General features: G+C 70.3%; 24 protein-coding genes. 10 read left to right on the forward strand and 14 right to left on the reverse strand.

Annotated elements, in window-relative coordinates; genetic code table 11:
- Positions 1 to 45: 45 nt before the first annotated feature.
- On the forward strand, positions 46 to 963 hold the full coding sequence (locus N8A90_RS05905) for a LysR family transcriptional regulator (RefSeq protein ID WP_262073744.1): 918 nt from the start codon (positions 46 to 48) through the stop codon (positions 961 to 963).
- Between the two features lie 137 nt (positions 964 to 1,100).
- Positions 1,101 to 2,345: an NAD(P)/FAD-dependent oxidoreductase gene (locus N8A90_RS05910; protein WP_262073745.1), complete on the forward strand. Its 1,245-nt coding sequence runs from the start codon at positions 1,101 to 1,103 to the stop codon at positions 2,343 to 2,345.
- A gap of 29 nt (positions 2,346 to 2,374) precedes the next feature.
- Here the strand turns inward: N8A90_RS05910 and N8A90_RS05915 are convergent, their stop codons facing one another.
- The 11 genes from N8A90_RS05915 to N8A90_RS05965 form a co-directional block, all read right to left on the reverse strand.
- Positions 2,375 to 3,466, reverse strand: coding sequence for a PHB depolymerase family esterase (locus tag N8A90_RS05915; protein WP_316044002.1), 1,092 nt, complete (start codon positions 3,464 to 3,466; stop codon positions 2,375 to 2,377).
- 20 nt (positions 3,467 to 3,486) lie between these two features.
- Complete coding sequence (locus N8A90_RS05920; RefSeq protein WP_262073746.1) at positions 3,487 to 3,906, reverse strand: CopG family transcriptional regulator; 420 nt, start codon at positions 3,904 to 3,906, stop codon at positions 3,487 to 3,489.
- 79 nt (positions 3,907 to 3,985) lie between these two features.
- Positions 3,986 to 4,624 carry a chemotaxis protein CheB gene (locus N8A90_RS05925; protein WP_262073747.1) on the reverse strand — a complete coding sequence of 213 codons (639 nt, stop codon included), beginning with the start codon at positions 4,622 to 4,624 and terminating at the stop codon, positions 3,986 to 3,988.
- Between the two features lie 32 nt (positions 4,625 to 4,656).
- Positions 4,657 to 5,271, reverse strand: a complete 615-nt coding sequence (locus N8A90_RS05930; protein ID WP_262073748.1) for a Dps family protein — start codon at positions 5,269 to 5,271, stop codon at positions 4,657 to 4,659.
- A 120-nt stretch (positions 5,272 to 5,391) separates the two neighbouring features.
- Positions 5,392 to 5,715, reverse strand: coding sequence for a chaperone modulator CbpM (locus N8A90_RS05935; RefSeq protein ID WP_262073749.1), 324 nt, complete (start codon positions 5,713 to 5,715; stop codon positions 5,392 to 5,394).
- A 2-nt stretch (positions 5,716 to 5,717) separates the two neighbouring features.
- Positions 5,718 to 6,683, reverse strand: a complete 966-nt coding sequence (locus N8A90_RS05940) for a DnaJ C-terminal domain-containing protein (RefSeq protein WP_262073750.1) — start codon at positions 6,681 to 6,683, stop codon at positions 5,718 to 5,720.
- A 174-nt stretch (positions 6,684 to 6,857) separates the two neighbouring features.
- Positions 6,858 to 7,502: a histidine phosphatase family protein gene (locus tag N8A90_RS05945; protein ID WP_262073751.1), complete on the reverse strand. Its 645-nt coding sequence runs from the start codon at positions 7,500 to 7,502 to the stop codon at positions 6,858 to 6,860.
- Positions 7,503 to 7,564: 62 nt separating this feature from the next.
- On the reverse strand, positions 7,565 to 8,218 hold the full coding sequence (locus N8A90_RS05950; RefSeq protein ID WP_262073752.1) for a CDP-alcohol phosphatidyltransferase family protein: 654 nt from the start codon (positions 8,216 to 8,218) through the stop codon (positions 7,565 to 7,567).
- Between the two features lie 94 nt (positions 8,219 to 8,312).
- The gene (locus N8A90_RS05955) at positions 8,313 to 9,686 is read right to left on the reverse strand and encodes a GGDEF domain-containing protein (protein ID WP_262073753.1); all 1,374 of its coding nucleotides are present in this window, start codon (positions 9,684 to 9,686) and stop codon (positions 8,313 to 8,315) included.
- Positions 9,687 to 9,786: 100 nt separating this feature from the next.
- Positions 9,787 to 11,193 carry a GTPase/DUF3482 domain-containing protein gene (locus N8A90_RS05960; RefSeq protein ID WP_262073754.1) on the reverse strand — a complete coding sequence of 469 codons (1,407 nt, stop codon included), beginning with the start codon at positions 11,191 to 11,193 and terminating at the stop codon, positions 9,787 to 9,789.
- Positions 11,194 to 11,195: 2 nt separating this feature from the next.
- Complete coding sequence (locus N8A90_RS05965) at positions 11,196 to 12,587, reverse strand: DUF2868 domain-containing protein (protein ID WP_262073755.1); 1,392 nt, start codon at positions 12,585 to 12,587, stop codon at positions 11,196 to 11,198.
- 395 nt (positions 12,588 to 12,982) lie between these two features.
- Between N8A90_RS05965 and N8A90_RS05970 the strand changes: the two genes are divergently transcribed.
- Positions 12,983 to 13,420, forward strand: coding sequence for an NUDIX hydrolase (locus tag N8A90_RS05970; RefSeq protein ID WP_262073756.1), 438 nt, complete (start codon positions 12,983 to 12,985; stop codon positions 13,418 to 13,420).
- A gap of 28 nt (positions 13,421 to 13,448) precedes the next feature.
- Here the strand turns inward: N8A90_RS05970 and N8A90_RS05975 are convergent, their stop codons facing one another.
- On the reverse strand, positions 13,449 to 14,357 hold the full coding sequence (locus N8A90_RS05975) for a LysR family transcriptional regulator (protein WP_262073757.1): 909 nt from the start codon (positions 14,355 to 14,357) through the stop codon (positions 13,449 to 13,451).
- A gap of 110 nt (positions 14,358 to 14,467) precedes the next feature.
- Here N8A90_RS05975 and N8A90_RS05980 point away from each other — a divergent pair, with 110 nt between their 5' ends.
- From N8A90_RS05980 to N8A90_RS05990, 3 genes are read left to right on the forward strand one after another with little or no spacing between them, the layout of a single operon-like run.
- Entirely contained in the window at positions 14,468 to 15,685 is a 1,218-nt protein-coding gene (locus tag N8A90_RS05980) for a CaiB/BaiF CoA transferase family protein (RefSeq protein WP_262073758.1), read from the forward strand.
- A complete protein-coding gene (locus N8A90_RS05985; protein WP_262073759.1) occupies positions 15,682 to 16,677 on the forward strand; it encodes a hydroxymethylglutaryl-CoA lyase in 996 nt (331 codons plus the stop codon). The genes N8A90_RS05980 and N8A90_RS05985 overlap by 4 nt, the downstream gene beginning before the upstream one ends.
- A 53-nt stretch (positions 16,678 to 16,730) precedes the next feature.
- A complete protein-coding gene (locus N8A90_RS05990) occupies positions 16,731 to 17,729 on the forward strand; it encodes a Bug family tripartite tricarboxylate transporter substrate binding protein (RefSeq protein WP_262073760.1) in 999 nt (332 codons plus the stop codon).
- On the opposite strand, the gene N8A90_RS05995 is transcribed toward N8A90_RS05990, so the two are convergent.
- Complete coding sequence (locus tag N8A90_RS05995; protein WP_262073761.1) at positions 17,701 to 18,657, reverse strand: LysR family transcriptional regulator; 957 nt, start codon at positions 18,655 to 18,657, stop codon at positions 17,701 to 17,703. The two genes, N8A90_RS05990 and N8A90_RS05995, sit on opposite strands and share 29 nt — an antisense overlap.
- Before the next feature lie 104 nt (positions 18,658 to 18,761).
- Here N8A90_RS05995 and N8A90_RS06000 point away from each other — a divergent pair, with 104 nt between their 5' ends.
- Positions 18,762 to 19,394, forward strand: coding sequence for a pyridoxamine 5'-phosphate oxidase family protein (locus N8A90_RS06000; RefSeq protein ID WP_262073762.1), 633 nt, complete (start codon positions 18,762 to 18,764; stop codon positions 19,392 to 19,394).
- Positions 19,395 to 19,415: 21 nt separating this feature from the next.
- On the opposite strand, the gene N8A90_RS06005 is transcribed toward N8A90_RS06000, so the two are convergent.
- Positions 19,416 to 20,042 carry a TetR/AcrR family transcriptional regulator gene (locus N8A90_RS06005; protein ID WP_262073763.1) on the reverse strand — a complete coding sequence of 209 codons (627 nt, stop codon included), beginning with the start codon at positions 20,040 to 20,042 and terminating at the stop codon, positions 19,416 to 19,418.
- 136 nt (positions 20,043 to 20,178) lie between these two features.
- On the opposite strand from N8A90_RS06005, the gene N8A90_RS06010 reads away from it, so the two are divergent.
- Genes N8A90_RS06010 through adeC form a run of 3 tightly spaced genes read left to right on the forward strand, consistent with a single transcriptional unit; the run spans position 20,179 to position 26,044 of the window.
- On the forward strand, positions 20,179 to 21,399 hold the full coding sequence (locus tag N8A90_RS06010) for an efflux RND transporter periplasmic adaptor subunit (protein ID WP_262073764.1): 1,221 nt from the start codon (positions 20,179 to 20,181) through the stop codon (positions 21,397 to 21,399).
- An 18-nt stretch (positions 21,400 to 21,417) separates the two neighbouring features.
- Positions 21,418 to 24,588, forward strand: a complete 3,171-nt coding sequence (locus N8A90_RS06015; protein ID WP_262073765.1) for an efflux RND transporter permease subunit — start codon at positions 21,418 to 21,420, stop codon at positions 24,586 to 24,588.
- Position 24,589: 1 nt separating this feature from the next.
- Positions 24,590 to 26,044: an AdeC/AdeK/OprM family multidrug efflux complex outer membrane factor gene (gene adeC, locus N8A90_RS06020; protein WP_262073766.1), complete on the forward strand. Its 1,455-nt coding sequence runs from the start codon at positions 24,590 to 24,592 to the stop codon at positions 26,042 to 26,044.
- Positions 26,045 to 26,104 lie beyond the last annotated feature (60 nt).

Genomic DNA, 26,104 nt, shown 5'->3' on the forward strand with positions numbered 1-26,104 from the left:
ATAAGCACTGAATTCTCACGCTGAACATCCACGACGAAAGCACCCATGCCGCCCAGCCATGCCCTGCAGGAGACCGCGGTCCGCTACTTCCTCGAAGTGGTGAAGGCCGGCTCGATCAAGGACGCTGCGGCCAAGCTCAACGTGGCGCCCTCGGCGGTGAGCCGCCAGGTGGCCCGGCTCGAGAGCGAGCTCGACACGCTGCTCTTCGAGCGGCGTTCGCGCGGCATGGTGCCCAACGCCGCCGGCGAACTGCTCGCCGCACACGCCAAGCGCACCCAGCAGGACATCGAGCGCGTCACCGGCGACATCTCCGCGCTGCGCGGCCTGCGCAGCGGCCATGTGCGCGTGGTCAGCGCCGAGGGCTTCGCCTTCGACTTCATCCCGACGCTGATCGCGCGCTTCCGCGAGCGCTACACCGGCATCCGCTTCCACCTGGAGGTGTGCGGGCAGAGCGAGGTCGCGCGGCGCATCCGCGACGGCGAGGCCGACGTCGGCCTCACGCTCAGCGGCGTGCCCGAAGCCGGCATCAAGCTGGAGCTGCGGCACCCGAGCCCCATCCTCGCCGTGATGGCCGCCGGCCATCCGCTGGCCGGGCAGCGCCAGCTGTCGCTCAGCCAGGTGGTGGCCTACCCGCTGGCGCTGCCGCTCAAGCACAGCTCGCTGCGGCAGCTGCTCGACATCAGCTGCAGCCGCCAGGGCCTGCAGTACGAGGTCGCCATGTCGAGCAACCATGCGGACGCGCTGGTGAGCTTCGCGGCGGCGGGCGGGGGCGGCATCGCTTTCTATGGCGAGCTGTCGATCCGCACGCGGCTCGTGAACAGCACGCTGGTGGCGATACCGCTGCGCGACCGCGAGATGAACGAGCGCTATCTGGAGGTCGAGACGCTGGCCGGCCGCCCGCTGCCGGAGGCCGGCCGGGCCTTCGTGCAGTACCTGACGGACGCGATCAAGGCCGGCGTCTAGGGCTGCGGCCGACGGATTGCCGTGACGGCAATCGACGGTTCGATTAATTGCGGCTGTGGCACCGCCGACCCGCGTCGCCCGGCGGCACAATTCCGGCAGTCTCCTTCCACGCTGTCACTCTCTTTCTCTCTCGCTCCATGAAGAACACCGCAACCGTCGTGCTCGGCGCCGGCATGGTCGGCCTGGGCACCGCGCTGGCGCTGCAGCAGCGCGGCCATGCGGTCACGCTGGTCGACCGCAAGCCGCCCGGCCGCGAGACCTCCTACGGCAACGCCGGCATCATCCAGCGCGAGGCGGTCGAGCCCTATGCCTTCCCGCGCGACATCGCCACGCTGCTGCGCGTCGCGACCGGCCGCAGCAACGACGCGAACTACCACCTGGGCGCCCTGTGGTCGCTGCTGCCGCCCCTGGCGCGCTACTGGCATGCCTCGGCGCCCAGGCGCTATGCGCCCATCGCCGACGCCTACGGCAAGCTGATCGCGCAGTCCATCGAGGCGCACCGCCCGCTCATCGCCGAAGCCGGTGCCGACGCGCTGGTGAGCCGCAACGGCTGGCGCCAGGCGTACCGCGACGCGGCGGGCTTCGAGGCGGCAGCGGCGGCGGCACGCCGGCTGACGCAGCGCGCCGGGCTCGACGCCGTGGTGCTCGACAGCGCCGCGCTGGCGGCGGCCGAGCCGGCCCTGTGCCTCCCGCTGGCCGGCGCCATCCACTGGCGCGATCCGTGGTCGATCAGCGACCCCGGCGAACTGGTCGCGCGCTATGCGCAGCTCTTCCTGCGCCGCGGCGGCAGCTTCGCCCATGGCGATGCATCGACGCTGCGCCAGCAGGGCAGCGGCTGGTCGGTGCAGACGGACGACGGCCCGGTCGAGGCCGAGCGCATGGTGGTGGCGCTCGGCCCCTGGGCCGACACGCTGACCCGCCAGCTCGGCTACCGCCTGCCGCTCTTCGTCAAGCGCGGCTACCACCGCCACTACGCCACGCCGGTGCGGCTGAACGCACCGATGCTCGACGTCGCCCATGGCGTGATGCTGGCGCCGATGTCGCGCGGCTTGCGCCTGACCACCGGCGCGGAGTTCGCGCGCATCGATGCCCCGGCGACGCCGGTGCAGTTGCGCCACGCCGAGCGCAGCACGCAAGCGCTGATCGACCTGGGCGACCCGGTGGAGGCGGTGCCCTGGCTGGGCGCGCGACCATGTACCGCCGACATGAAGCCGGTGATCGGCCCGGCGCCGCGGCACGCCGGCCTGTGGTTCAACTTCGGCCACGCGCACCAGGGCTTCACGCTCGGGCCTGCGACCGGGCAATTGCTGGCGGAGATGATGGACGGCGAGACGCCTTTCACCGACCCGGCGCCCTACCTGCCGAGCCGCTTCGGGCGTTGACCGCATCGGCCCGCCCGAGCGCTGCAAGGCTACGCGTCGACGACGGTGCGGAGCGGATGCGCGAGGAAGAAGCGCAGCATCTCCGCACTCGCATCCACGCCCGTGGGGTCGGTGTAGCTGCCCTGCGCGCTGCCGCCCGACCAGGCGTGGCCCGCGCCGTGCAGCCGCCAGTATTCGGCCCTCGCGCCGCCGTCGCCGTCGGTGTAGACCGTGCGGGTGTATCGCCGGCCCGCGGGAGCGCTTCCCTCGGAGGCGTTCGCCTCGGGCAGCGTGCCCGACGGGTCGCGGTGTGCCGCCCGCACCGCCTCGACGATGGCCGTCGCATTGCGCACATGGACCGTGGCGTCGGCGTCGCCATGGAAGACGATCGTCGGCGGGACCGGGGCCGTGGCGCCGCTGTCCGCGCGGGGCGCAGCGCCCTGGCGCATCACGGACAGCGCAGAGCCGAGGTCGCTGGCCGCCCCGCTGGGCAGGCCCGAATGCACGCCCACGGCGGCGACCAGGTCGGGGTAGCAGCGCCCCAGGATGTCGGCCATGGCACCGCCGGCCGACAGCCCCGCCACGTAGATCCTGGAACCATCGACCTCGTGTTCGGCCACGATCGATCGAATGAGCATCGCCAGCGCTTCCGGCTCGCCCCTGCCGCGCTCCTGGTGCTGCGGCTTGAACCAGTTCCAGCACCGCTGCGCATTGGCATGCTGGGTCTGCTCGGGGTAGAGCACCAGCGCGCCGGCCTGGCGCGCGAGCGCGTTCATGTTCGTGCCGGCAGCGAAATCCGCGGCGCCCTGCGTGCAGCCGTGGAGCATGACGATCAGAGGGCGCTGCGCCGTGCCGCAGTCGCTGACGTGTGGCGGGACGTAGAGCTTGTAGGCCAGGGTGCGTCCCCGATGGCTGGCGCTGCCGTCGAGCCACCGCTCGGCGCCGCGCGCGGCGCGCTCGACCGTGGGCGGTGCGGGGGGCGTCAGCCATGCGACGGGGGCGGGGCTCGCCGCCTCGGCGATGTCCTGGCCCTGCGCGGCCTGGTCGTGCAGCGCGCGCTGGATCGCCCTCGTGGCGTCCATCAGTTGCCCGAGCCGGGTCTGCTGGGCGGCGTTGCTCATGCGGTGGAGAAAATCGTTCAAGAGGTCTTTCGATGGGAGGATCAATGGATGCGCCCGGCCAGGGCGTCCTTGACGGAGGCGCTGGCGTGCAGAGCGCCGAGCACGGTGATGGATTCGATGGTGGCCGCAGCCAGTTCGGGCGAGACGTCCCTGCCGATCACGGCCAGCCCGAGCACACGGATGTCGAGGCGCTGGTTCGCGGCACGCGCCGCTTCCAGGTCTTTCGCCGAAAACTGCTGCAACCCCAGCACCAGCATCTTTCTGGAAGCGGCCTGCCGCAGCGCGTCGGTGTGGACGGCCAACTGCCCACGGATGGCGGTGCGGATGAAGTCCGTCCGGTTCGCATAGAAGCGCTCGGCCACCAGCAGGTCGATGTGGCCGAGGTCGACGTAGCCGAGGTTGATCGTGATCTTCTCGGACTCGGGGAGTTTGACGGGGGATGATGCAGGATCGGAAGCCATTTGCCATCCTACCACCATCCACATGGATGGTAAAAAAGATCGGATGCCTGCCTCACCGGAGGCCTACCCAGGCCGCGGGCTATTTGTTTTCGCCGGGTTGTATGGATGCGAAGGCCGGCAACTCGCCGTCGACCAGTTTGACGAGCAGCGGGGCCATCTGCTCCAGCGTGCAGCAGTAGTCCGGGTGGTCCAACCGGAGCGCACGGGCGGGCATGCCGCTCTCGGCCGCCTCCCTGGGCTCCTGGACCACGCCAAGTCCGCCGGCCGCCTCGATGCGCGTGAGCCCGGCGGCGCCGTCGTGCGACGCGCCACTCAGCACGATGCCGATCACCCGCCGTCCGAACGCTGCAGCGGCCGTTTCGAAAAGACGGTTGACGGAGGGGCCGCCCTCGGAGAACGAGCGCTCGTATTCCAGCGAGATGATCTCGGGGGGCACGACGACCATGTGCTGACGCGCCGGCGCGACCACCACGCGGCCTCGGCGCACCATCACGCCGTCGGCGGCGTAGATGACGGGAATGTGGGAGTAGCCGCGCAGGATCTGCAGCACGCTGGACGCCGGTTGCGAACCCGCGTCCAGCGCCAGCAGGATGGCGGCGTCGAAGGTGCGGGGCAGGTCGCCCAGCAGCTTGCACACGGCGGTCAGGCCGCCCGATCCGGCGCCGATGACCACCACGTCGCGTCGCTGCTTCTGGGCAGGGGTGTGGTCGCCGGACATGGACAGCGCATCGACCGGTGATCGGGAGACGGTCAGGCGCTCACCGGCGAAGCGGCGACGAGGTGTTCGGTGAGGAACCACACCTGCAGTTCGTTCGTGCGCAGCACGTTGCTGACGAACACGTCGTTGCTGCCGTCGTCGCCCGCCTCGTCGACGGCCTTGGCCGCCTTGCGTGCTTCGATGATGATGTGCTCGTGCGCCTCGGCCAGACGACGGATCTGCACCGCCGCCGGTTCGCGGCCGCGCGGCGGGCGCTTGATCTTGGTGGTCTCGGCGATGTCCGCCGCCATGGCCAGGGCGATGCCGCCGAGCAGCTGGATGCGCTCGGCCAGGATGTCGACGATCAGCACCTGGGCCTCGAAATGCTGGTCGTACATCAGGTGCAGCTGGTTGAAGGTCGGGCCGACCACCTGCCAGTGGTGCTTCTTGTACATGTCGCGCAGCGTGATGGTGTCCGCCAGGCACTGGTTCAATAGCGCGACGCTGTCCTTGCAGACCTTCTCCGCCAGGCCATTCGGCAGCTTGACGATCTCGCCGAACTTCTGCGTCTCGTGGCTGCGTTGGTCAAGGTCGGGCGCGACCTCGCTGGGTTGCTGCTTCTGGGTGTCGCTCAGGGATTGGGGTTGGGTAGCGGTGCGCGTGGCCATTGGGGTTCTCCAGCATGTGAATCTAGTGAACCTTTGTAGTCGTCGTGGCAAGGCCGACACGTAGGGCGGCAGCCCGTGTCACCCACGCCGATCGGCCGTGCCGCGTGTGCGGCAAGCCGCTCACCGCCCCGGCGAGAGGCCCTGGGCGTGCAGCACGGCCCTCAGGTGCCGCACCTCGCGCTGCAGGTCGAGGATCAGCGCGGCGGCGTCCAGCCCGACGCCGAAGTCGCGCTCCAGCCGGCGGGCGGCCAGCGCCTGCTGCAGGTCGGCGCTCTGGAAGCGCCATTCGTCGGGCCGCGTCGACGGCGCGGACAGTTCGACGATGCCGACCTCGACCAGTTGGACGACCCATTCGAGCTCGGCGCCGCAGGCGTGCGCCAGTTCGTGCGCGGCCAGCGGATGGGCCAGGCCCAGCGCCGTGGTGGTGACGGAAACAGCGGCCATGGTCATCGCGCTCCCAGGTGACGGCGGGGGTTGAAGGCGGTGCTGGCGGCGGCCAGCTGTTCGTAGGCCTGGCGCGCGGCGTCGCTGTCGGCCGGCGGCAGCACGATCTCCAGCAGCAGGTACAGGTCGCCGGGCGGCTTGCCGCCCAGGCCGCGGCCCTTGAGCCGCAGCTTGAGGCCATTGCGCGCCTTGGCCGGCACGGTGAGTTCGACCGTGCCGCCGGTGGGCGTGGGCACCTCGACCTGCGCGCCGAGCGCGGCTTCGCTGGGCGTGACCGGCAGCGTCATGTACAGGTCGCGCCCCTCGATGCGGTAGCGCGGGTGCGGCGCGATCCGCACCTCCAGGTACAGGTCGCCCGCCGGCTCGCCGCCGTGGCCGGGCATGCCTTGCTTGGCGAGCCGGATGTACTGGCCCGGGTGCATGCCGGGGGGGATCTTCACGCTCAGCGTACGGGTCTTGAGTTCGGGCTGGCCGTCGGCACCGGTCTCGATGCCGCGCAGCGTGATCTCGCGCTCGGCGCCGTTGAGCGCGTCTTCCAGCGAGATCTCGATGGCCGCGTGGTGGTCTTCGCCGCGTGCACGGCGGTTCTGGCGCGTCGCGCTGCGTCGCTCGGCCGCGCCGAACAGCGAGGAGAAGAAGTCGCTGAACTCGGCGTGGTCGGCCGGGCCCGAAGCCGGGCCGCGGTGGAATTCGAAGCCTTCGTCCCAGCCCGGTGGCGGCCGGAAGTCGCCCTCGGGGCTGCCGCCGCGCGCCACGCGGTCGGCCAGCGCGTCGTAGGCCGCGCGCTTCTCCTTGTCGCGCAGCACGTCGTTCGCCTCGTTGATGTCGCGCATCTTCAGCTCGGCGTCGGCTTCCTTGCTGACGTCGGGGTGGTATTTGCGTGCGAGCTTGCGGTAGGCCTTGCGCACCTCGTCGTCCGACGCGGTGCGCTCGACGCCGAGCACCTTGTAGTAATCCTTGAAGTCCATCTCAGTTTCGATCCTGTTCAATACCCCATTCGCCACCGTGACCAGCCGCCGTCCGATTGGGCGAAGCCTGATACCAGGGATACCGCAGAACCGGCTTTGCCGGGCTGCTGGTATCGCCCCCTTGAGGGGGAGGCGGCGACACGAAGTGCGCCGCTTCGGGGGTGGGTCACCTCATCAGGCCAGCGACGCGGCCTCGTTCGTGCGTGCCAGTAAAGGGTCTATGCGCCATGTGGTGCCGACGCGGCTGAAACGCAATGGCTGCGCATTGCCGAGCACCGCCGGCTCGATCGACACGCCCAGCAGCGCGGTCAGCACATACAGCGTGCCGCCGTGCGCCACCACCAGCACCGGCGCCGGCTGGGCGAGGGCGAAGGTCAGGGCGACGCGCTTGCGGTCGATGAACTGCTGCAGCGTCTCGCCGCCTTCGGGCGCGCAGGCCCAGTCGAGGTCGACCGACGAGGTGCCGATGAGTGCGCCGAAGTGCCGCTCGCGCAGGTCTTCGCGCGGCATCGGCACGATGCGCAGCTGCTCGGCCACGGTGCTGGCGGTGTCGAAGGCACGGCGCGAGTCGCTGGCGACGATGGTGCGGATCGGCTCGCCGGCCAGCCGCTCGGCTGCGCGCGCGGCCTGCTGCATGCCCAACTCGCTCAGCGGCTCGTCGACCGCCTGGAAGATGCGCGAGGCGTTGCGCCCGGTCTGGCCGTGGCGCAGGAAGTAGAAGTGGTCGACCTCGGGCGCGATCGGTTCGGCGGCGGCCAGCCGCACCAGCGTATCGAAACCAGCCGGGTGCTGATGGGTGAAGTGCGGTGTGGTGCTCATGGGCCGGAGGTTAAGCGTGAACGGTGTCGGATGGATGGCAGGGTCAGGCGGCGGTCGGTCGACTACAGCTTCGGGATGCGCAGCGTCTTGCTGATCATCAGTGTGCCCGACAGCGCGAACAGCAGCACCAGCGGGTGCAGCGTCCACGGCCCGGCCACCCAGGCCCCGCCCCACACCGCGTCGCCCACGCGGCCCTGCCAGGCGGCCCAGGCCAGCACGCCGACCAGCACCACGCTGGTGGGGATGGGGGTGCCCTCGAAGTACTTCACCTTGTCGGCGCCTTCGGAGAGCGTCTCGGCCGTGACGTTGTAGCGCGCGAGGCGGCTCACGCCGCAGCCGACGAAATAGATGAGCACGGCGCAGTCCCAGCCGCCGTTCAGGCCCGCCGCGAAGGCCAGCGCCGCCGGCGCCACGCCGAAGGAGATCACGTCGGCCAGCGAGTCGAGTTCGCGGCCGAGGGCCGAATGGGTCTGGCGCCAGCGCGCGATGCGCCCGTCGAACACGTCGAAGATGAAGGCCGCGGGCGCGAGCGCGGCCGCCCACAGGAACTGCGCGAGCGACTGGCTCGCCATGTAGGCCATCGCCAGGAAGACGGCACCGACGCCGCAGGCCGCGTTGCCGAGCGTGAAGACGTCCGCCAGGTGGAAGCCGCGAAGCATCGAGAAATGCTTGCGGACCGGGGCGGCCTGGGGGGCCTGGGAGGGGGAAGAAGACATGGGGGTGTCCTTCGGAAGGAGATCGGGAAAAGCGCGCATTCGAGCGCTGCGTTGCGACGCACCTTAGCGCAATTGGCGGTCGCGCCGTGTAGGTTCAATCCGGTGCGGCCGGGCCGTCGGCGAGCCGCACGCGGTTGCCGCCCGACTTCTTGGCCGCGTACAGGGCCTCGTCGGCGTCGCGGATGAGCTGCTTGTAGTCGTCGCCGTGTTCCGGATAGAGCGCGATGCCGATGCTGGGCGACACGCTGACCACGGTGTCGGCCAGCGCGAAGGGCTGGCACAGGCGCGAGCGCAGGGACTCCGCGATCGCCAGGGACCGTTCGACCGTGCAGTCGCTGTCGAGCAGCACCAGGAATTCGTCGCCGCCGATGCGCCCGACCATGCCGGCCTGCGCCACGCCGCTGTGCAGGCGCACGGCGGTTTCCTGCAGCAGCAGGTCGCCTGCCGCGTGGCCGAAACGGTCGTTGACCTCCTTGAACATGTCGAGGTCGACGTACAGCAGGGCCAGCCGGCGGTGTTCGGCGCGCGCGTGCTGCAGCGCGGCCTCGATGCGCTCGTGCAGCAGGGCGCGGTTGGGCAGGTCGGTGAGCGGGTCGTGGCGCGCGATGTGGCGCAGCCGCGTCTCCATCTGCTTGCGCTCGATGGCGGTCGCCACCTGGGTCGAGACGAACTGCAGCAGCTCCATGTCGTGTTCGGTGTAGCGCACGTCGCCGGTGTAGCTCTGCACCACCAGCACGCCGATCGGGCCCTGCTGCGTCTGCAGCGGAACGCCGAGCCAGTCGAGCGAGTTGCGGCCGACGTCGAGCTTCACGCGCGGCGGCAGGTTCGGCGCGGTGTCGGCGCGCAGCAGCATCGCCTGGCCGCTGCGGATCACCTCGGCGCTCAGCGTGCCCGAATCGAGCGGGCGCGGGGCGGGCGCCTCGTGCTCGGCGTCGACGTAGTAGGGGAAGGACAGCTCGTCCTTGGCCTTGTCGTAGAGCGCGACGAAGAAGTTCACGGCCGGCAGCAGCCCGCCGACGATCTGGTGGACATGGCGGAACAGCGCCAGCAGGTTTTCGGCGGTATGCGCCGCCTCGGACACGGCGTAGAGCGCCGCCTGCATCGATTCGGCGCGCTTGCGCTCGGTCACGTCCCGCGCCACGGCCACCCGCACGCCGGCCTCGGGCGACCAGCGCGCCGACCACATGATGTGCACCGTGCGGCCGTCCTTGCGCACGTAGCGGTTCTCGAAATGCGGCTTCTGCGTCCCGGCGTAGATGTTGTCGACGCGGGCCAGGGTGCGCGCGCGGTCGTCCGGGTGGACGAAGTCGATCATCGGCTGGCCGATCATTTCGGCCGGTGTATAGCCGAAGGTCTGTTGGCAGGCCGCGCTCACGAAGACGAAGCGCCCCTCCACGTTCACGACGCAGATGGTGTCGACCAGCAGGTCCATGACGCTGGACAGGAAGGCATCGCTGGTGATGTTCATGGCGAGAGAGGAGCGAGGCGGCGCGCTACCCGCGGGGCGCTGGCCCCATCATGCCGCAGTCGGTGGCGGATGCGTGGGACGGCGGGGCATCGCGCGGGGGTCAAGGGTCCGTGCCGATGCTGCGCGCGATGTGGCGCGCCGCCTCGGCCACCACCTGCCGGCGCTGGGGCGTGTCGTCCATCCGTTGGCGGCCCGGCGGGCGGGCCCATTCGGGGTGGCTCCGCGCCGGCGCCGTCGCACGCACTGCGGCGCTCAGCGCTTGGGTGTGGCCGGCGCCGCGTGGGGGCTCGACCTGGATGCGCGACGTGGCGGCATGGCCGCGCCGCTCGAGGGCGCGCACCAGGGCCCGTTGCCAGTCGGCCAGCACGAAGAGCACGCCGTCGTCGACGCTCAGCTCGTGCACGTCGCGCAGCGTGTTGAAGAGCTTGCGCCCGAGCGGGCCGAGGCCCTGCGAGATGGCACCGCCGATCACGCCCCCGAGCGCCGCGCCGGCGCCGAGCGACAGCCCGCCCGCGGCCAGGTCGGCCACCACGCCCACGGCCGCGCCGACGGCAGCGCCCTTGCCCAGGCGCAGGCCGGCGTCCTTCATGGCTTCGGGGCTGAAGAAATCCATCGACCAGCGGCCCTCGAGCAGCGGCAGCGGCGCCTCGGCGGCGTCGCCGTCGCGGAAGCGGTAGAGCGTGAGCAGGTCGGACGCGCAGCGCTGCGCCTTGTCGAAGACCGTCTGCTGCAATTGGGCGACCTGCGGGGCGCGGCGGGCCTCGTCCTCGAAGTCGGCGGCGGCCACCTGGCGGCGCAGGGCGGCCACGTCGACCAGCAGTTCGGCGATGCGAGAAGCGGCCGCATCGCGGCGCTCGGCCGCTTCGCGCGCCAGCGACTCGACCACCGCCTCCAGTTGGGGGCGCCGATCGCGCAGCAGCGTGATCAGGTCCTGGTACAGGTCGCGCTCGGCGCCGACGAAGGGCGCGGCCGCGTCGAAGCGCACCACGGCGTGCATGCCGTAGGCGGCCAGCAGTTCCTTCCAGGCCGCTTCGCGGCTGGCCGGGTCGCGCACGAAGTTGAGCACCGGCAGCACCGGCCGGGCGCAGGAGCGCAGCAGCTCGATCTCGTCGCGGTACTTGGGCAGCACCGGCTCGCGCGCGTCGATCACCAGGAAGGCGGCGTCGACGTCGAGCAGGGCGCGCAGCACCTTGGCCTCCTGCTCGAAGACGCCGTGTGCTTCCGGCCCCCGCAGGAACTGGCGGATGCGCTCGGGCGGTGTGGCGGCATCGGCGGTGCGATCGATGTGCTCGCGCAGGCTCACCGCGTCTTCCAGGCCGGGCGTGTCGAAGAAGTGCACCGCGGCGCGGTCGCGCACTGCGAGCTCGATGCGCTCGACATGGCGCGTGGTGCCGGGCCGGTCGGACACCTCGCCGAAATCGGCGCGGCGCGCGAGCGTGCGCAGCAGCGAGGTCTTGCCCGCGTTGGTGTGGCCGACCACGGCGATGCGCAGGGGCTGGTCTTCCATGTTCACCATCCTGCCAGCGCGTCGGCCAGCATGTCGTGCGCCGTGATGCGGGCGAGGCCGCTGTCGGCCAGCCAGCGCCGCCAGCGGGCCACAGCGGGGTCGTTCGACGGTGCGGGAGTGTCGATGTCGGGCACCAGCCAGAGCCGGCAGTCGCCGCAGTGCGCCAGCAGTTCGCGCAGCAGCCGCTCGGTGCCGCGGTCGGGGCTGGCGGCGGCGCGGCAGACCAGCAGCAGGGCGCGCGGGCGCAGCCGGGCGGCGGTGTCGAGCAGCGTGCGGCGGTCGGCGGCGCTGCCGTCGACGCGCAGCACGGCGGCGGCCGTGTCGGGCAGGCCCGCCGGCGGCCAGGGGTGCCCGGGCGGCAGCTCGTAGGCCGCCACGATCAGCGCGTCCGTGGTGTCGGTGGCAGGCGGTGGCGTTGGCCAGTGCGTGGCGCCGGGGTCGGCGTCGACGATCGCGGCCGGCGCCAGCGCCTCGAAGCGCGAGGCGAGCCGGCGGTAGTAGGGCGCGTCGAGCGCGGGCTGCAGATCGCGCTGGCGCAAGCGCCATATCGCGGCGCTCAGCATCAGGAGCAGCACCCGGGGCAGCAGCCCATAGACGGCGACGCAGCCGGTGAGCCACAGCGCCCAGGCGCGTTGCCCCGCGACATCGTTGGGCTGCGGCGTGAGCACCGCACTCGCGTCCGGCGTCGCGAAGCCGAACCAGGCCGGGATGCGGCCCAGCGCCTGCACCGCCTGCAGGAAGAACTGCGGCTCGAGGATGGTGGTTTCCCAGCTCAGCGTGTAGCGGTGGAAGGCCAGGGCGAACAGCATCGCGCCCAGCACCACGACGAAGGACAGCGCCCAGATGCCGTGGCTGGCCAGCCCCAGCGCCCAGGGCAGCAGGCGGGCCTGCTGCAGCAGTCGCGTCGCGGCGCGCAGCAGCACCGGCGCCTGGCCGTGGCGGCCGCCGGCGACGCGGGCCGTCAGCGTCATCCACAGCCAGCCGAAGGAGGCGCGCGGTGCCCGCAGCGGCAGCAGCAGGCCCAGCAGCCAGGCCGCGAGCGTGAGCAGGTGCGCGCCCAGCAGACTGAGCAGTGCCGCCATGATGTTGATGCGCCGATCGCTGCCGCCCACCACGCTGCCGGCCAGGGCCAGCCCGGCCACCCCGATCAGCAGGACCAGGCCCAGGCCGACCCAGGGCGCCCCGCGGCGCATGCGTGCGAGTTCCTCGTCGAGCCGGAGGCGCTGGGCGAGCAGCGCGGCGCGGCGGCCGACGCGGGTGGCCAGGGTGGTGCGGGTGGCGGCGGCTTCGCGCATGGCGGCCGCGTCGTCCAGGGGGCCGGCTTCTTCGATGAGCCGGATGGCTTCGGTGACCACCGCGCCAGAGAGGGCGGACGGGCGCGGGGCGATGTTCAACGGCTTCCCTTGTGTCGGCTGCACCGATGCGGCGCACCGGCGGGCGGGAAATTATGCCGCGCCATTCGGCCGGGCCGGTCGGCGACCGCGAGGCGGCTCAACGGCCAACGGGGCCGCAAGCGGCCCCGTTCGGATCGGCGCGGCGCCGATCGGGAAGAAGGGTGTTCAGCGCAGTCCGAAGAAGGACAGGACGGCGACCACGACCACGACCAGACCGACGATATAGATGATGGAATTCACGCGAGGGCTCCTCTTTGTTGACGACAGCGATAGCGTCGCTCCCAGGACGCCTGCGACCTGTCGGCGGCCGGCGGCGCGTGCTGTAGGACGCGCCGAGTTTCAAGGCCGCGGGTGGCCGGGTTGCCGCGTGAGGTCGGAAGGCGCAGAGTCGGCGCATGAAGAAGGTCTCCTGCGGTGTGCTGATCCTCAACGAGCACGACCAGCTGCTGCTGGCGCATGCCACCGGGCAGCGGCACTGGGACATCCCCAAGGGGGGCGCCGAGCCCGGCGAGTCGCCGCGCGACGCGGCCGTGCGCGAGGTGCGTGAAGAAACCGGTCTGGTGCTGGACCCCGCGGCGCTCGAGGAGATCGGGCGCGTCCCCTACACCGCGAGGAAGGACCTGCACCTGTTCCGCGTCCGCCTTCAGACCCGCACCTGCGACATCCGGGCCTGCCGCTGCGAGAGCTTCTTCCCGCATCGCATCACCGGCGCGATGACGCCGGAGGTGGATGCCTTCCGCTGGACCGACCTCCCGGACCTGCCCGCGTTCGCCGCGGCCTCGATGACGGCGGCGCTGCAGCGCCTGCCCGGGCCGGTGGCCTCTCGGGCGTAGGCCGCCTCGATCCCGACGCGCCGTGCCGTCACGGGCGGCTTCGCCCGGCGGCCGGGTGCTGCTGCAGGTGCTCGACCAGCAGGCGTGTCGCCGGCAGCAGCTCGCTGCCCTGGCGCACGCACAGCACCAGGTCGCGCCGCGCCCAGGGCTCGTCGAGCTTCACGGCCACCAGGGACAGGGCGCGCAGGTACAGGCCTGCGCTGCCGCGCGGCATCACGCCGAAGCCCATGCCGTGGGCGACCATCAGGCACAGCGCGTCGTAGCCGGTCACCTGCATGCGCGTCTTCAGCGTCAGGCCCATCTCGGCGGTGGCCTGCGTGATGCGGTTGTTGATCGCGCTGCCCGGGTGCATGCCGACGAAGTCGTAGGCCAGGGCATCGCGCAGCGCGATGCGGCCGCGTGCCAGCGGGTGCGCCCTGGGCACCACGATCACCAGCTCGTCTTCGCGGTAGGGCAGCAGCGTGAGGCGCTCGTCGCCGTAGTGGCCGGCGTTCAGGATGCCGATGTCGGCGACGTTCTCGGCCACCTCGCGCGCCACGGCGGTGCTGATGCGTTCCTGCAGATGCACCTGCAGCCGCGGGTAGCGGTCCATGAAGGCGCGCAGCTCGCCGGGCAGAAACTGCGTGATGGCCGAGATGTTGGCCGACACGCGCACCTGGCCGCGCACGCCGTCGGCGTAGCCCTGCATCTGCGCGGCGATGTCGTCCAGGCCGTTGAGCACGCCGCGCGCCAGCCCCAGCAGCGCATAGGCCGCGGCGGTCGGCTCGGTCCCCTTGTTGCTGCGCGCGAACAGCACGGCGGACAGCGCGCCTTCCAGTTCGCTGATGCGCCGGCTGGCCGCGGCCGTGGCGATGTGCTCGCGTGCGGCCGCGGCGGCGATGGTGCCGGTCTCCATGACCGCGACGAACAGGCGCAGGGATATCGGATCGAGCTTCATGAGCCGCCCATCATCGCGTATTGCGATGGTGCATTCGTCGATGAGCGCTTTGCAGTTTCGTGGCGCATGACCATCATGCGACCCCACGCGCCCCTTCGAGAGACAACACCGTGATTTCCCCTCCCGCCCCCACGGCCTCCACCGGCGCGCTCGCCGGTGTCCGCATCATCGAGATGGGCCAGCTCATCGCCGGCCCCTTCTGCGGCAAGACGCTCGGCGAATTCGGTGCCGACGTGATCAAGATCGAGGCACCGGGTAGCGGTGACCCGCTGCGCAACTGGCGGCTGCTGCAGGACGGCACCTCCGTCTGGTGGCAGGTGCAGTCGCGCAACAAGCGCAGCATCGCGCTGGACCTGCGCAGCGCCGAAGGCCAGGAGATCGCGCGCACGCTCATCGCCGAAGCCGACGTGCTGATCGAGAACTTCCGCCCCGGCACGCTCGAAGGCTGGGGCCTGGGGTGGGACGAACTGCGCCAGCGCAACCCCGGCCTCGTGATGCTGCGCATCTCGGGCTACGGCCAGACCGGCCCCTACCGCGACCTGCCGGGCTTCGGTGCCATCGGCGAGGCCATGGGCGGGCTGCGCCACCTCACCGGCGAGCCCGGCCGGGTGCCGGTGCGCGTGGGCGTGTCCATCGGCGACACGCTGGCCGCGCTGCACGGCGCCATCGGCGTGCTCGCCGCGCTCTACCACCGCAAGGTCAATGGCGGCCAGGGCCAGGTGATCGACGTGGCGCTGCACGAGGCGGTGTTCAACGTGATGGAGAGCCTGATCCCCGAGTACAGTGCCTTCGGTGCGGTGCGCGACGCCGCCGGCAGCGCGCTGCCGGGGATCGCGCCCAGCAATGCCTACGCCTGCACCGACGGCTACGTGCTTGTCGCGGGCAACGGCGACAGCATCTTCCGCCGCCTGATGGAGACCATCGGCCGGCCGGACCTGGCGAGCGCGCCCGACCTGCAGAGCAATGCCGGCCGCGTGGCCCGGGTGGACGAACTCGATGCCGCCATCGGCGACTGGACGCGCTCGCGGCCCATGGCCGAGGTGCTGGACGTGCTGGGCGCGGCCCGGGTGCCGGCCGGCAAGGTCTACACCGCGAAGGACATCCACGAGGACCCGCACTACCGGGCGCGCGACATGATCCTGCCGCAGCGCACGCGCGACGGCCACACGCTGGACGTGCCGGGCATCGTGCCCAAGCTCTCGGGCACGCCGGGCAGCATCCGGTCTTCGGCGCCGCGGCTGGGCGACGACACCGATGCGGTGCTGCGCGAAGCCGGCCTCACCGACACGCAGATCGCGGTCCTGCGCGAGAAAGGCATCGTGGCATGAGCACCTCAAGCACTCTGGAATCCACGGTCTGGCAGGGCGCCCGCCGCCGCATCCACCTGCAGGACGTCGGCCCGCGCGACGGGTTGCAGATGGAACAGGCCTTCGTGCCCACGGCCGACAAGATCGCGCTGGTCGACCTGCTCTCCACCGCGGGCCTGGCGAAGATCGAGGTGACGTCCTTCGTGTCGCCGCAGGCCATCCCCGCGCTGCGCGACGCCGAGATCGTGCTGCGCGAGATCCGCCGCGCGCCGGGCATCGTCTACACCTGCCTCGTGCCCAACCTGCGCGGCGCCGAGCGCGCCATCGAGGCGCGGGCCGACGAGCTGAACCTGGTGATGTCGTGCAGCGAGACGCACAACCTGGCCAACCTGCGCATGACGCGCGAGCAGTCCTTCGCCGCGCTGTCGGCCGTGGTGGCGCTGGCGCAGCAGGCGCAGGTGGCCGTCAACGTGTCGCTGTCGTGCGCCTTCGGCTGCCCGATGGAGGGCGACGTGCCGGCCGAGGTGGTGCTCGACTGGGCGGCGCGCTTCGTCGCGCTCGGCGCCCGCGGCATCACGCTGTGCGACACCACCGGCATGGCCTTTCCGACCCAGGTCGCGGCCCTGACGCGCGGCTTTCGCGAACGCTTCGCGGGCACCGAGCTGACCCTGCATTTCCACAACACGCGCGGCATGGGCCTGGCCAATGTGCTGGCGTCCATCGATGCCGGGGCGGACCGCTTCGACGCCTCGCTCGGCGGCCTGGGCGGCTGCCCCTACGCGCCCGGCGCCAGCGGCAACGTGTGCACCGAAGAGATCGTGCATGCGCTCGAACTCATGGACTACGACACCGGCTGCGACCTGCCCGTGCTGTTGCAGGCCGCACACCGTCTGCCCGCGCTGATCGGCCACGACATCCCCAGCCAGATCGCCAAGGCCGGCCGCCGGCTCGACCTGCATGCGCCGCCGCCCGATTTCGCGAGCTGGCGCGACCGCGCCCTGGCGCGCGGCTGATCGCCACCGTCACTTCTTCGACCCCATACCAACACCACGGAGACCTTCCTCACATGCCATCGATCACTCGTTCCCGCCGCCACACCCTCGTCGCCGTCGCGGCCCTGCTGGCCGCAGCCAGCACCGCCGTCTCGGCCCAGCCGGGTGCGGCCAACTACCCCAGCCGGCCCGTCACGCTGATCGTGCCCACCGCGGCCGGCGGCACCACCGACATCTCGGCGCGCATGCTCGGCGTGCCGCTCGGGGCCGCGCTCGGCCAGACGGTGGTGGTGGACAACCGCGGCGGCGGCAACGGCGCCATCGCGGCCATCGCGGTCAAGCGCGCGGAGCCCGACGGCCACACGCTGCTCATGCAGTACTCGGGCTACCACGTCATCACGCCGCTGGTGAGCAAGCAGACGCCGCAGTGGGGCCCGCAGGACCTGACGGCCGTGGCCAACGTCATCTCCGCGCCGCAGATCGTGGTGGTGCGGGCCGACCTGCCGTACAAGACCATGGCCGAGTTCATCGCCTACGCCAAGGCCAACCCCGGCAAGGTGAACTACGCGTCGTCGGGCAACGGCTCGCTCCAGCACGCGACCGGCGCCATGCTCGAGCAGCAGGCCGGCATCCGCATGACGCACATCCCGTACAAGGGCACCGGGCCGGCGTTGCAGGACCTGCTGGCCGGCCAGGTCGACATCACCTTCGGCACCGCGCCGCCCTTCATTCCCCACATCCACAGCGGCAAGCTGCGGGTGCTCGCGACCACCGGCAAGGCCCGGCTGCCCAGCCTGCCCGATGTGCCGACCACGGCCGAAGCAGGCCTGCCCAGGCTCGACGCCACCTCCTGGTTCGCCATCTACGCGCCGGCGAAGACGCCCAAGCCCATCGTCGACAAGCTCTCCGCGGAAATCGCCAAGGTGCTGGCGACGCCGGCCTTCCAGAAGAAGGCCGAGGAGCAGGGCGCCACGGCCGACTACCAGACGCCGGCGCAGCTCGATGCGAAGGTGAAGAAGGAGTCCGAGGACTGGGCCGCGGTCGTCAAGGCGGCGAAGATCGAGGCGGACTGACGCCGGCACTCGGCGAGGGGAGCGGGGCGGGCGTGATCGCCTGCCTCAGCCGAGGCGCCGCGAAATCGATGAAGCGGCGCATCTTCAGCGGCATCTGCCCGCGCGAGACATGCACGAGGTGGACGGGTGCGGGTTCCGGCTCGTAGGGCGCCAGGATGATCTGAAGCCTGCCCCGCCCGATGGCATCGGCGGCCTGGTAGTGCAACAGGCGCGTCACGCCCACCGAGAGGCTCGCCGCCTCTGCCGCAGCCTCTGGCGTCGTCACGGTCAGGCGCTGCCGGACTTGGACATCGATGGCCGCGCCCGAACGCGGTTGGCGGAAGCGCCAGTAGGGCGCGGGCAGGGGCGCGTCGACCGCCACGCAAGGGTAGCGGGCCAGGTCGGCGGGCTCGCGGGGCACGCCTTCGGCGGCCAGCAGCGCCGGACTGGCGCAGGTCACCCACCGCATCACGCCGATGGCGGTGGCGACCATCGCGCTGTCCGCAAGCTTGCCGATCCGCACGGCCATGTCGATGTGGTCGTCGACCAGGTTCACGTTGCGGTCGGCCAGGGCGAGCCGGACGTTGATCTCGGGGAACGCCGCCAGGAATTGCGCCACGACGGGCAGCACATGCAGCCGACCGAACATGATCGGCGCGGTCAGCACCAGTTCGCCCCGGGGTTCGGTGAACTCGCCCGCGGCGGTGCGCTCCGCCTCCTCGACCTGTTCGAGGATGCGGCGGGCCGAGGCCACATAGGCCACGCCGGCATCGGTCAACGTGAGCTTGCGCGTCGTGCGGATCAGCAGACGTGCCCCGAGCCGTGCTTCGAGATCGGAAATCTTGCGGCTCAGCGTCGCCAGCGGCACCTGCAGCCCACGCGCCGCAGCGGAGAGGCTGCCGGTTTCGGTCACCGACACCAGCATCGACATGGCCTCCAGGCGGTCCATGGGTCATCCTTCCAGTTTTCGAGAGGAAATTCTCCAAATTCAGTGGATTATCCATCTGCATGGAAGAGTCCATGATCAGGCCCACTCTTCGATTGGAGGCTTCCATGTCCTACGGTTTCATGAACATCGCATCGACGCCCAGCGTGCGGGCGGCGCAGGCGGCGATGGGTGCCGATCATCTGTGGCAGGACTTCGAGGGGCACCGCGAATTCGACCGCTTCACCGACAACGAGGCCGCGTTCATCGCCGAGCGCGACAGCTTCTACATGGCCACGGTGTCGGAAACGGGGTGGCCCTACGTCCAGCACCGCGGGGGGCCGCGCGGCTTCCTGAAGGTGGTCGACGACCGGACGCTGGCCTTCGCCGACTACCGCGGCAATCGCCAGTACATCAGCACGGGCAACCTGGCGGCCGACGATCGCGCCTGCCTGTTCCTGATGGACTACGCCGGCCGTGCGCGCCTGAAGATCTACGCGCACGTCGAAGCCGTCGCGCCGGACGCCGACGCGGCACTCGCGCAACGCGTCACGGTGCCGGGCTACAAGGCCAGGCTCGAACGCATCTTCCGGGTGCGGCTGGAGGCCTTCGACTGGAACTGTCCGCAGCACATCACGCCTCGCTTCACACAGCAGGAGGTGACCGAGGCGGTTCTGCCGCTGCGTGAAAGACTGAGCACCCTGGAGACGGAGATCGCCGGGCTTCGTGCCCGGCTTGCCTCCGGGGCGGCCGCAGCATGACGCCCCCGCGGGGCCGGCCGCTCAGGGCGCGGCCGCGCCGGCGTCGCGGGATGCATAGCCGACGAGAAAGACGTCGAGGGCCCGCTCGACCGCGTGTTTCAGCTGCACCTTCGAGCACTTGGAGGGGATGCCCAACAGCCGGGGCGTCACCGTCTCGGAATCCAGCAGCGCCATGAGATGCTGTGCCGCGACGGCCGGGTCGGTAGGCCGCAGCCGCCCCTGCGCCATCTGCAGGGCCAGGAAGCGGGCAAGTTCTTCCATGCCCTTCTTGGGCCCGTTCTCGTAGAAGCGAAGCCCGATGTCGCTGCGCCCGGACTCGGCAATGACGGCGCGCCGCGCCTGAACGACCGCATCGGTGCACAGAAAGGCGAGCGTGCGCTCGCCGAAGCGCTGCAGCACATGTCGCAAGTCCTCGCTGGTCTGAGCCAATGCGCTGAACACGGGCTCCAGGTGGCACTTCGCCGCACTGAGCGTGACCTCGATGAAAAGCTCTTCCTTGGACGGGAAGTAGCTGTAGAGGGTTGCCTTGGACCCGCCGACACGGGCGGCGATCTCGGCCATGGACGCGCCCTCGAAGCCGAGTTCCAGGAACACCTTCGATGCGGCCTCCAGGATCGCCTCCCGCTTGGCCTCGGTCTTGACTCTCATCGTGTCTCCCTTCGTCGATATTTCTGCACCAGAGTGTTCATTATTGCTTGCTCATTCTCCCGAGTCAAAGTAAATTACCGTACAGTACGGTTTGTTAAAGCCGCCCATGAGTTCCGACTTTTCCGGGAAGAATCCGATGCGCCCTGTCGCCACCTATTGCTCCACCTTCACCGCGGCGTTGACGGCCGCGTTCCTCGTGACCGCCTGCGGCAAGCCGCCGGGCGGCGCCCCGCCGGCGGCGGGCACACCGGTCGTCGGCGTCCTGACGGTGCAGCCGCAGCGGGTGGCGCTGAGCACCGAGCTGCCCGGGCGCACCGTGCCGTTCCTGATCGCCGACGTGCGCCCGCAGGTCAACGGGATCGTCAAGGCGCGCAAGTTCCGCGAGGGCAGCGACGTGAAGGCGGGCGAGGCGCTCTACCAGATCGATCCGGCCACGTACAAGGCGACCTACGACAGCAATGTCGCTGCACTGGCCAAGTCGCAGGCCAGCCTGAAGACCACGCGGCTGAAGGCGGACCGCTATAAGGAACTGGTTGCCATCCAGGCCGTCAGCCAGCAGGATTACGACGATGCGGCGGCCTCGCTCGGCCAGGGCGAGGCCGACGTGGCTTCCGCCAAGGCGAACGTCGAGACGAGCCGCATCAACCTGGCCTACGCCCGCGTCGACGCGCCCATCTCCGGCCGCATCGGCAAGTCGAGCGTCACGCCGGGCGCCCTGGTCACGGCCAACCAGACCACCGCGCTCGCCACCATCCAGCAGCTCGACCCGATCTATGTGGACGTTACCCAGCCCAGCGCGTCGCTGCTGCGCCTGAAGCAGGCCATGGCCCGCGGCGACCTGCAGCGGGCGGGCGCCAACGCTGCCGTGGTGAAGCTCACGCTGGAAGACGGCAGCACCTACCCGCTGGAAGGCAAGCTCGAGTTCTCCGACGTCACGGTCGACCAGAACACCGGCTCGATCACGCTGCGCGCGGTGTTCCCCAACCCGAAGGCCGACCTGTTGCCCGGCATGTACGTGCGCGCCGTGTTGCAGGAAGGCGTGAAGGAGCAGGGCCTGCTGGTGCCCCAACAGGCCGTGTCGCGTGACAACGCCGGCAAGCCGACGGCCTATGTGGTGGGCAGCGACAACAAGCTGCAGCGCCGCATGCTCGAGACCGAACGCGCCGTGGGCGACCAGTGGCTCGTGCGCAGCGGCCTCCAGGCGGGCGACCAACTCGTGGTGGACGGCCAGCAGAGCGCCCGGCAGGGCGTCGAGGTGAAGGTCACCCCGTGGACGCCGAAGCCGGCGGACGGTGCGGCCAAGGCACAGGCGCCCACACCGGCACCCGCGGCCGCCAACACCAAAGCGTCGAGCTGACCCGCGCGAAAGACCGTCATGGCACGCTTCTTCATCGACCGCCCCATCTTCGCGTGGGTCCTCGCCATCATCGTGATGCTGACGGGGGTTCTCGCGATCTTCACGCTGCCGATCGCGCAGTACCCGAGCATCGCGCCGCCCGCCATCGCGGTCACCGCGAACTATCCCGGCGCATCCGCCAAGACGCTGGAGGACACCGTCACCCAGGTCATCGAACAGAAGATGAAGGGGCTGGACCGGCTGAGCTACATGGCCTCGACCAGCGAGTCGTCCGGCTCGGTCACCATCACGCTGACCTTCGAGAACGGTACCAACCCCGACACCGCACAGGTGCAGGTGCAGAACAAGCTGGCGCTGGCCACGTCGCTGCTGCCGCAAGAGGTCCAGCAACAGGGTGTGACGGTCACCAAGTCGGCCGCCAACTTCCTGAACGTGCTGGCCTTCACGTCCGAAGACGGCAGCATGAACGGCTCCGACCTGTCGGACTACGTTGCCGCCAACGTGCAGGACGCGATCAGCCGCGTCGAAGGCGTGGGCGACACCACGCTGTTCGGCGCGCAGTACGCGATGCGTGTCTGGCTCGACCCGGACAAGCTGGCCAACTTCAACCTCACGCCGATCGACGTCAAGAACGCCATCTCGGCGCAGAACGCCCAGGTCTCCGCCGGCCAGCTCGGCGGGCTGCCTGCGACGAGCAACCAGCAGATCAACGCGACCATCACGTCGCAGACCCGGCTGAAGACGGCCAAGGAGTTCGAGGAGATCCTGCTGCGCACCCAGACCGACGGCTCGCAGGTGCGCCTGCGCGACGTCGCGCGCATCGAGCTCGGCCAGGAGTCGTATTCGACCGTCGGCCGCTACAACGGCAAGCCGGCCGCGGGCCTGGCCATCAAGCTCGCCACCGGCGCCAATGCGCTCGACACGGTGAAGGCCATCGACGCCCGCGTGGACGAGCTCGCCAAGTTCTTCCCGCCCGGCATGAAGGTGCAGAAGCCGTACGACACCACGCCCTTCGTGCGCATCTCCATCGAGGAGGTGGTGCGCACGCTCATCGAGGCCGTGGTGCTGGTGTTCCTGGTGATGTACCTCTTCCTGCAGAACTTCCGCGCCACGCTGATCCCGACGATCGCGGTGCCGGTGGTGCTGCTGGGCACCTTCGGCGTGCTATCGGCCTTCGGCTACTCGATCAACACGCTCACGATGTTCGCCATGGTGCTGGCCATCGGCCTGCTGGTCGACGATGCCATCGTGGTGGTGGAAAACGTCGAGCGGGTGATGACCGAAGAGGGCCTCTCGCCGAAGGAAGCCACGCGCAAGTCGATGGACCAGATCACCGGCGCGCTGGTCGGCGTGGCCCTGGTGCTGGCCGCGGTGTTCGTGCCGATGGCCTTCTTCAGCGGCTCGACCGGCGTGATCTACCGCCAGTTCTCGATCACCATCGTGTCGGCCATGACGCTGTCGGTGCTGGTCGCGCTGGTGCTCACGCCGGCGCTGTGCGCCACGCTGCTCAAGCCGGTGGCCAAGGGCCATGCCATGGCGACCACCGGCTTCTTCGGCTGGTTCAACCGCAGCTTCGACCGCGGCAACAGCCGTTACCAGGGCATCGTGCGCCACATGCTGGGCAAGGGCTGGCGCTACATGATCGTCTACGCCGTGCTGCTGGCGGCCGTGGTGTTCGGCTTCATGAAGCTGCCGGTCGGCTTCCTGCCCGACGAGGACCAGGGCACGCTGTTCGTGCTGATCCAGACGCCGCCCGGCGCCACCGCTGCGCGCACCAATGACGTGATCCTGCAGGTGGAGCACCACTTCCTGGAAGACCAGAAGGACGCGGTCGCCGGCGTGTTCGCGGTGTCGGGCTTCAGCTTCGCGGGCAGCGGCCAGAACACCGGCTTCGCCTTCGTCAAGCTCAAACCCTGGGACGAACGCAAGGGCGACGCGCTGAGCGTGAGCGGCGTGTCGGCCAAGGCCGGCGCCTTCTTCGCGACGATCCGCGATGCCAAGGTCTTCGCCTTCGCCCCGCCGGCCGTGGCCGAACTCGGCAACGCCACGGGCTTCGACCTGATGCTGCAGGACCAGGCCAACCTGGGCCACGCGGCGCTGATGCAGGCCCGCAACCAGCTGCTGGGCGAACTGTCGAAGGACAAGCGCCTGGTGGCAGTGCGCCCCAACGGCATGGAGGACACGCCGGAGTTCCGCCTGGAGATCGACCCGCACAAGGCTGGCGCGCTGGGCCTGTCGATGTCCGACATCAACGACACCTTCTCGGCCGCGTGGGGCAGCAGCTACGTCAACGACTTCATCGACAAGGGCCGCGTGAAGAAGGTGATGCTGCAGGCCGACGCCAAGTACCGCATGCTGCCGGAGGACATCGACCGCTGGTACGTGCGCAACAGCGCCGGCACCATGGTGCCCTTCACCTCCTTCGCCAAGGCGAGCTGGAGTTCGGGTTCGCCACGGCTGGAGCGCTACAACGGTGTGCCGTCGGTGGAGATCCTGGGCATGGCCCTGCCGGGTGTGGCATCGAGCGGCGAGGCGCTCGCCATCGTCGAGGCCGCGGTCGCCAAGCTGCCGCCGGGCATCGGCTACGAATGGACCGGCCTGTCGCGCCAGGAGAAGGCATCGAGCGGCCAGACCGGCATCCTCTATGCGCTGTCGATCCTGATCGTGTTCCTGTGCCTGGCCGCGCTCTACGAGAGCTGGGCGATCCCGTTCTCCGTGATCATGGTGGTGCCGCTGGGCGTCTTCGGCGCGCTGCTCGGCGCGATCCTGACCTGGAAGATGAACGACGTGTACTTTCAGGTGGGCCTGCTCACCACCATCGGGCTGGCGTCGAAGAACGCCATCCTGATCGTCGAGTTCGCGAAGGACCTGTACGAAGAGGGCATGAGCCTGGTCGCCGCAGCGCTGGCGGCCGTTCGCATGCGGCTGCGCCCGATCCTGATGACCTCGCTCGCCTTCATCCTGGGTGTGCTGCCCATGGTGCTTGGCAGCGGTGCCGGCGCCGGTGCGCAGCACGCGCTGGGCACTGCGGTGATCGGCGGCATGCTGTCCGGCACGATCCTCGCGATCTTCTTCGTGCCGCTGTTCTTCGTCCTCGTGGTGGGCCTGTTCAACAAGCGCAAGCCGGCCGAGCCGGGCGCTGCGGCCCCCCATGGCCAACCGGCCCCGGCCGCTTCGGAAGGAGTCTGAGATGAACCGCTTCGCATGGGCCCCCCTGACGCTGGCCGTCTTCCTCGCCGGCTGCAGCCTGATGCCGACTTACGAGCAGCCGGCCGCACCGGTGCCGACCACCTTTTCCGGCGATACCGGCGGCACCGCCACGACGCCGGTGGCCGAGATCGGCTGGCGCAACGTCTTCACCGACTCGTCGCTGCAGCGCGTGATCGAGATGTCGCTGGCGAACAACCGCGACCTGCGCGTGGCCGTGCTCAACATCGAAAAGGCCCGCGCGACCTATCGCGTGCAGGACGCAGCGCTGTTCCCGTCGATCAAGGCCAGCGGCAGCGGCAGCAGCGCCCGAACCCCGGCCGACCTGTCGACCACTGGGCAGACGACCGTGTCGCACAGCTACAGCGCCTCGCTGGGCTTCAGTTCCTACGAGCTCGATCTGTTCGGCCGCGTGCGCAGCCTCAATGCGCAGGCGCTCGAACAATTCTTCTCCACCGCCGAGGCGCGCCGCAGCACGCAGATCAGCCTGGTGGCCGAGGTCGCGACCGCCTACCTCACGATGGCGGCCGACCAGGACCGGCTGCGGCTCGCGAAAGACACGCTGGGCAGCCAGAGCGACACCTACAAGCTCAACCAGCGCAGCTTCGAGATGGGCGTGACGTCCGCCCTCACGCTGCGCCAGGCCCAGACCAGCGTGGATTCCGCGCGCGTCGACGTCGAGAAGTACACCTCGCAGGTGGCCCAGGACCGCAACGCGCTGGTGCTGCTGGTCGGTGCCGACCTGCCTGCCGAGCTGCTGCCGCAAGCGCTGCCCGACATCGCCACCGCAGCGGCCAGCCCGCTGGCCAGCATCCCACCGGGGCTGCCTTCCGAACTGCTGGCGCGCCGCCCGGACATCCTGGAGGCCGAGCGGACCCTGAAGGCCGCCAACGCCAACATCGGAGCGGCGCGCGCGGCCTTCTATCCGCGCATCAGTCTCACGGCCTCGGCCGGCACCTCGAGCGCGAGCCTGTCGAACATGTTCAAGGCCGGCTCGGGCACCTGGAGCTTCGCGCCCCAGATCTCGCTGCCGATCTTCGACGCCGGCAGCAATCAGGCGAATCTGGACATTGCCAAGGCCGATCGCGACATCGGCGTCGCACAGTACGAGAAGGCCATCCAGACGGCCTTCCGCGAGGTCTCCGATGCGCTCGCGCAACGCAGCACGCTCGGCCGGCAGCTGGAGGCGCAGCAGTCGCTGGTGGATGCCACGGACGACAGCTACCGGTTGTCGCAGGCCCGCTTCCAGCGTGGCGTCGACAGCTACCTCAGCGTGCTCGACTCGCAGCGCTCGCTCTATACCGCGCAACAGAACCTGATCACCACGCGGCTGTCGCGCTTCACCAACCTCGCCACCTTCTACAAGACGCTGGGTGGTGGCTGGGTCGAAACCACCGGAACGCCGGTTGCGACGGTTTCCTCCTCGGCCCAGCCTTGAACAGCCCGGCCGCTACCACCAGAGCCAGGCGTGCCGCCGCGCGCCCCGCCAGGGCTCACG

It is taken from the genome of Variovorax sp. N23, from assembly GCF_025486315.1.
GTDB lineage: Bacteria > Pseudomonadota > Gammaproteobacteria > Burkholderiales > Burkholderiaceae_C > Variovorax.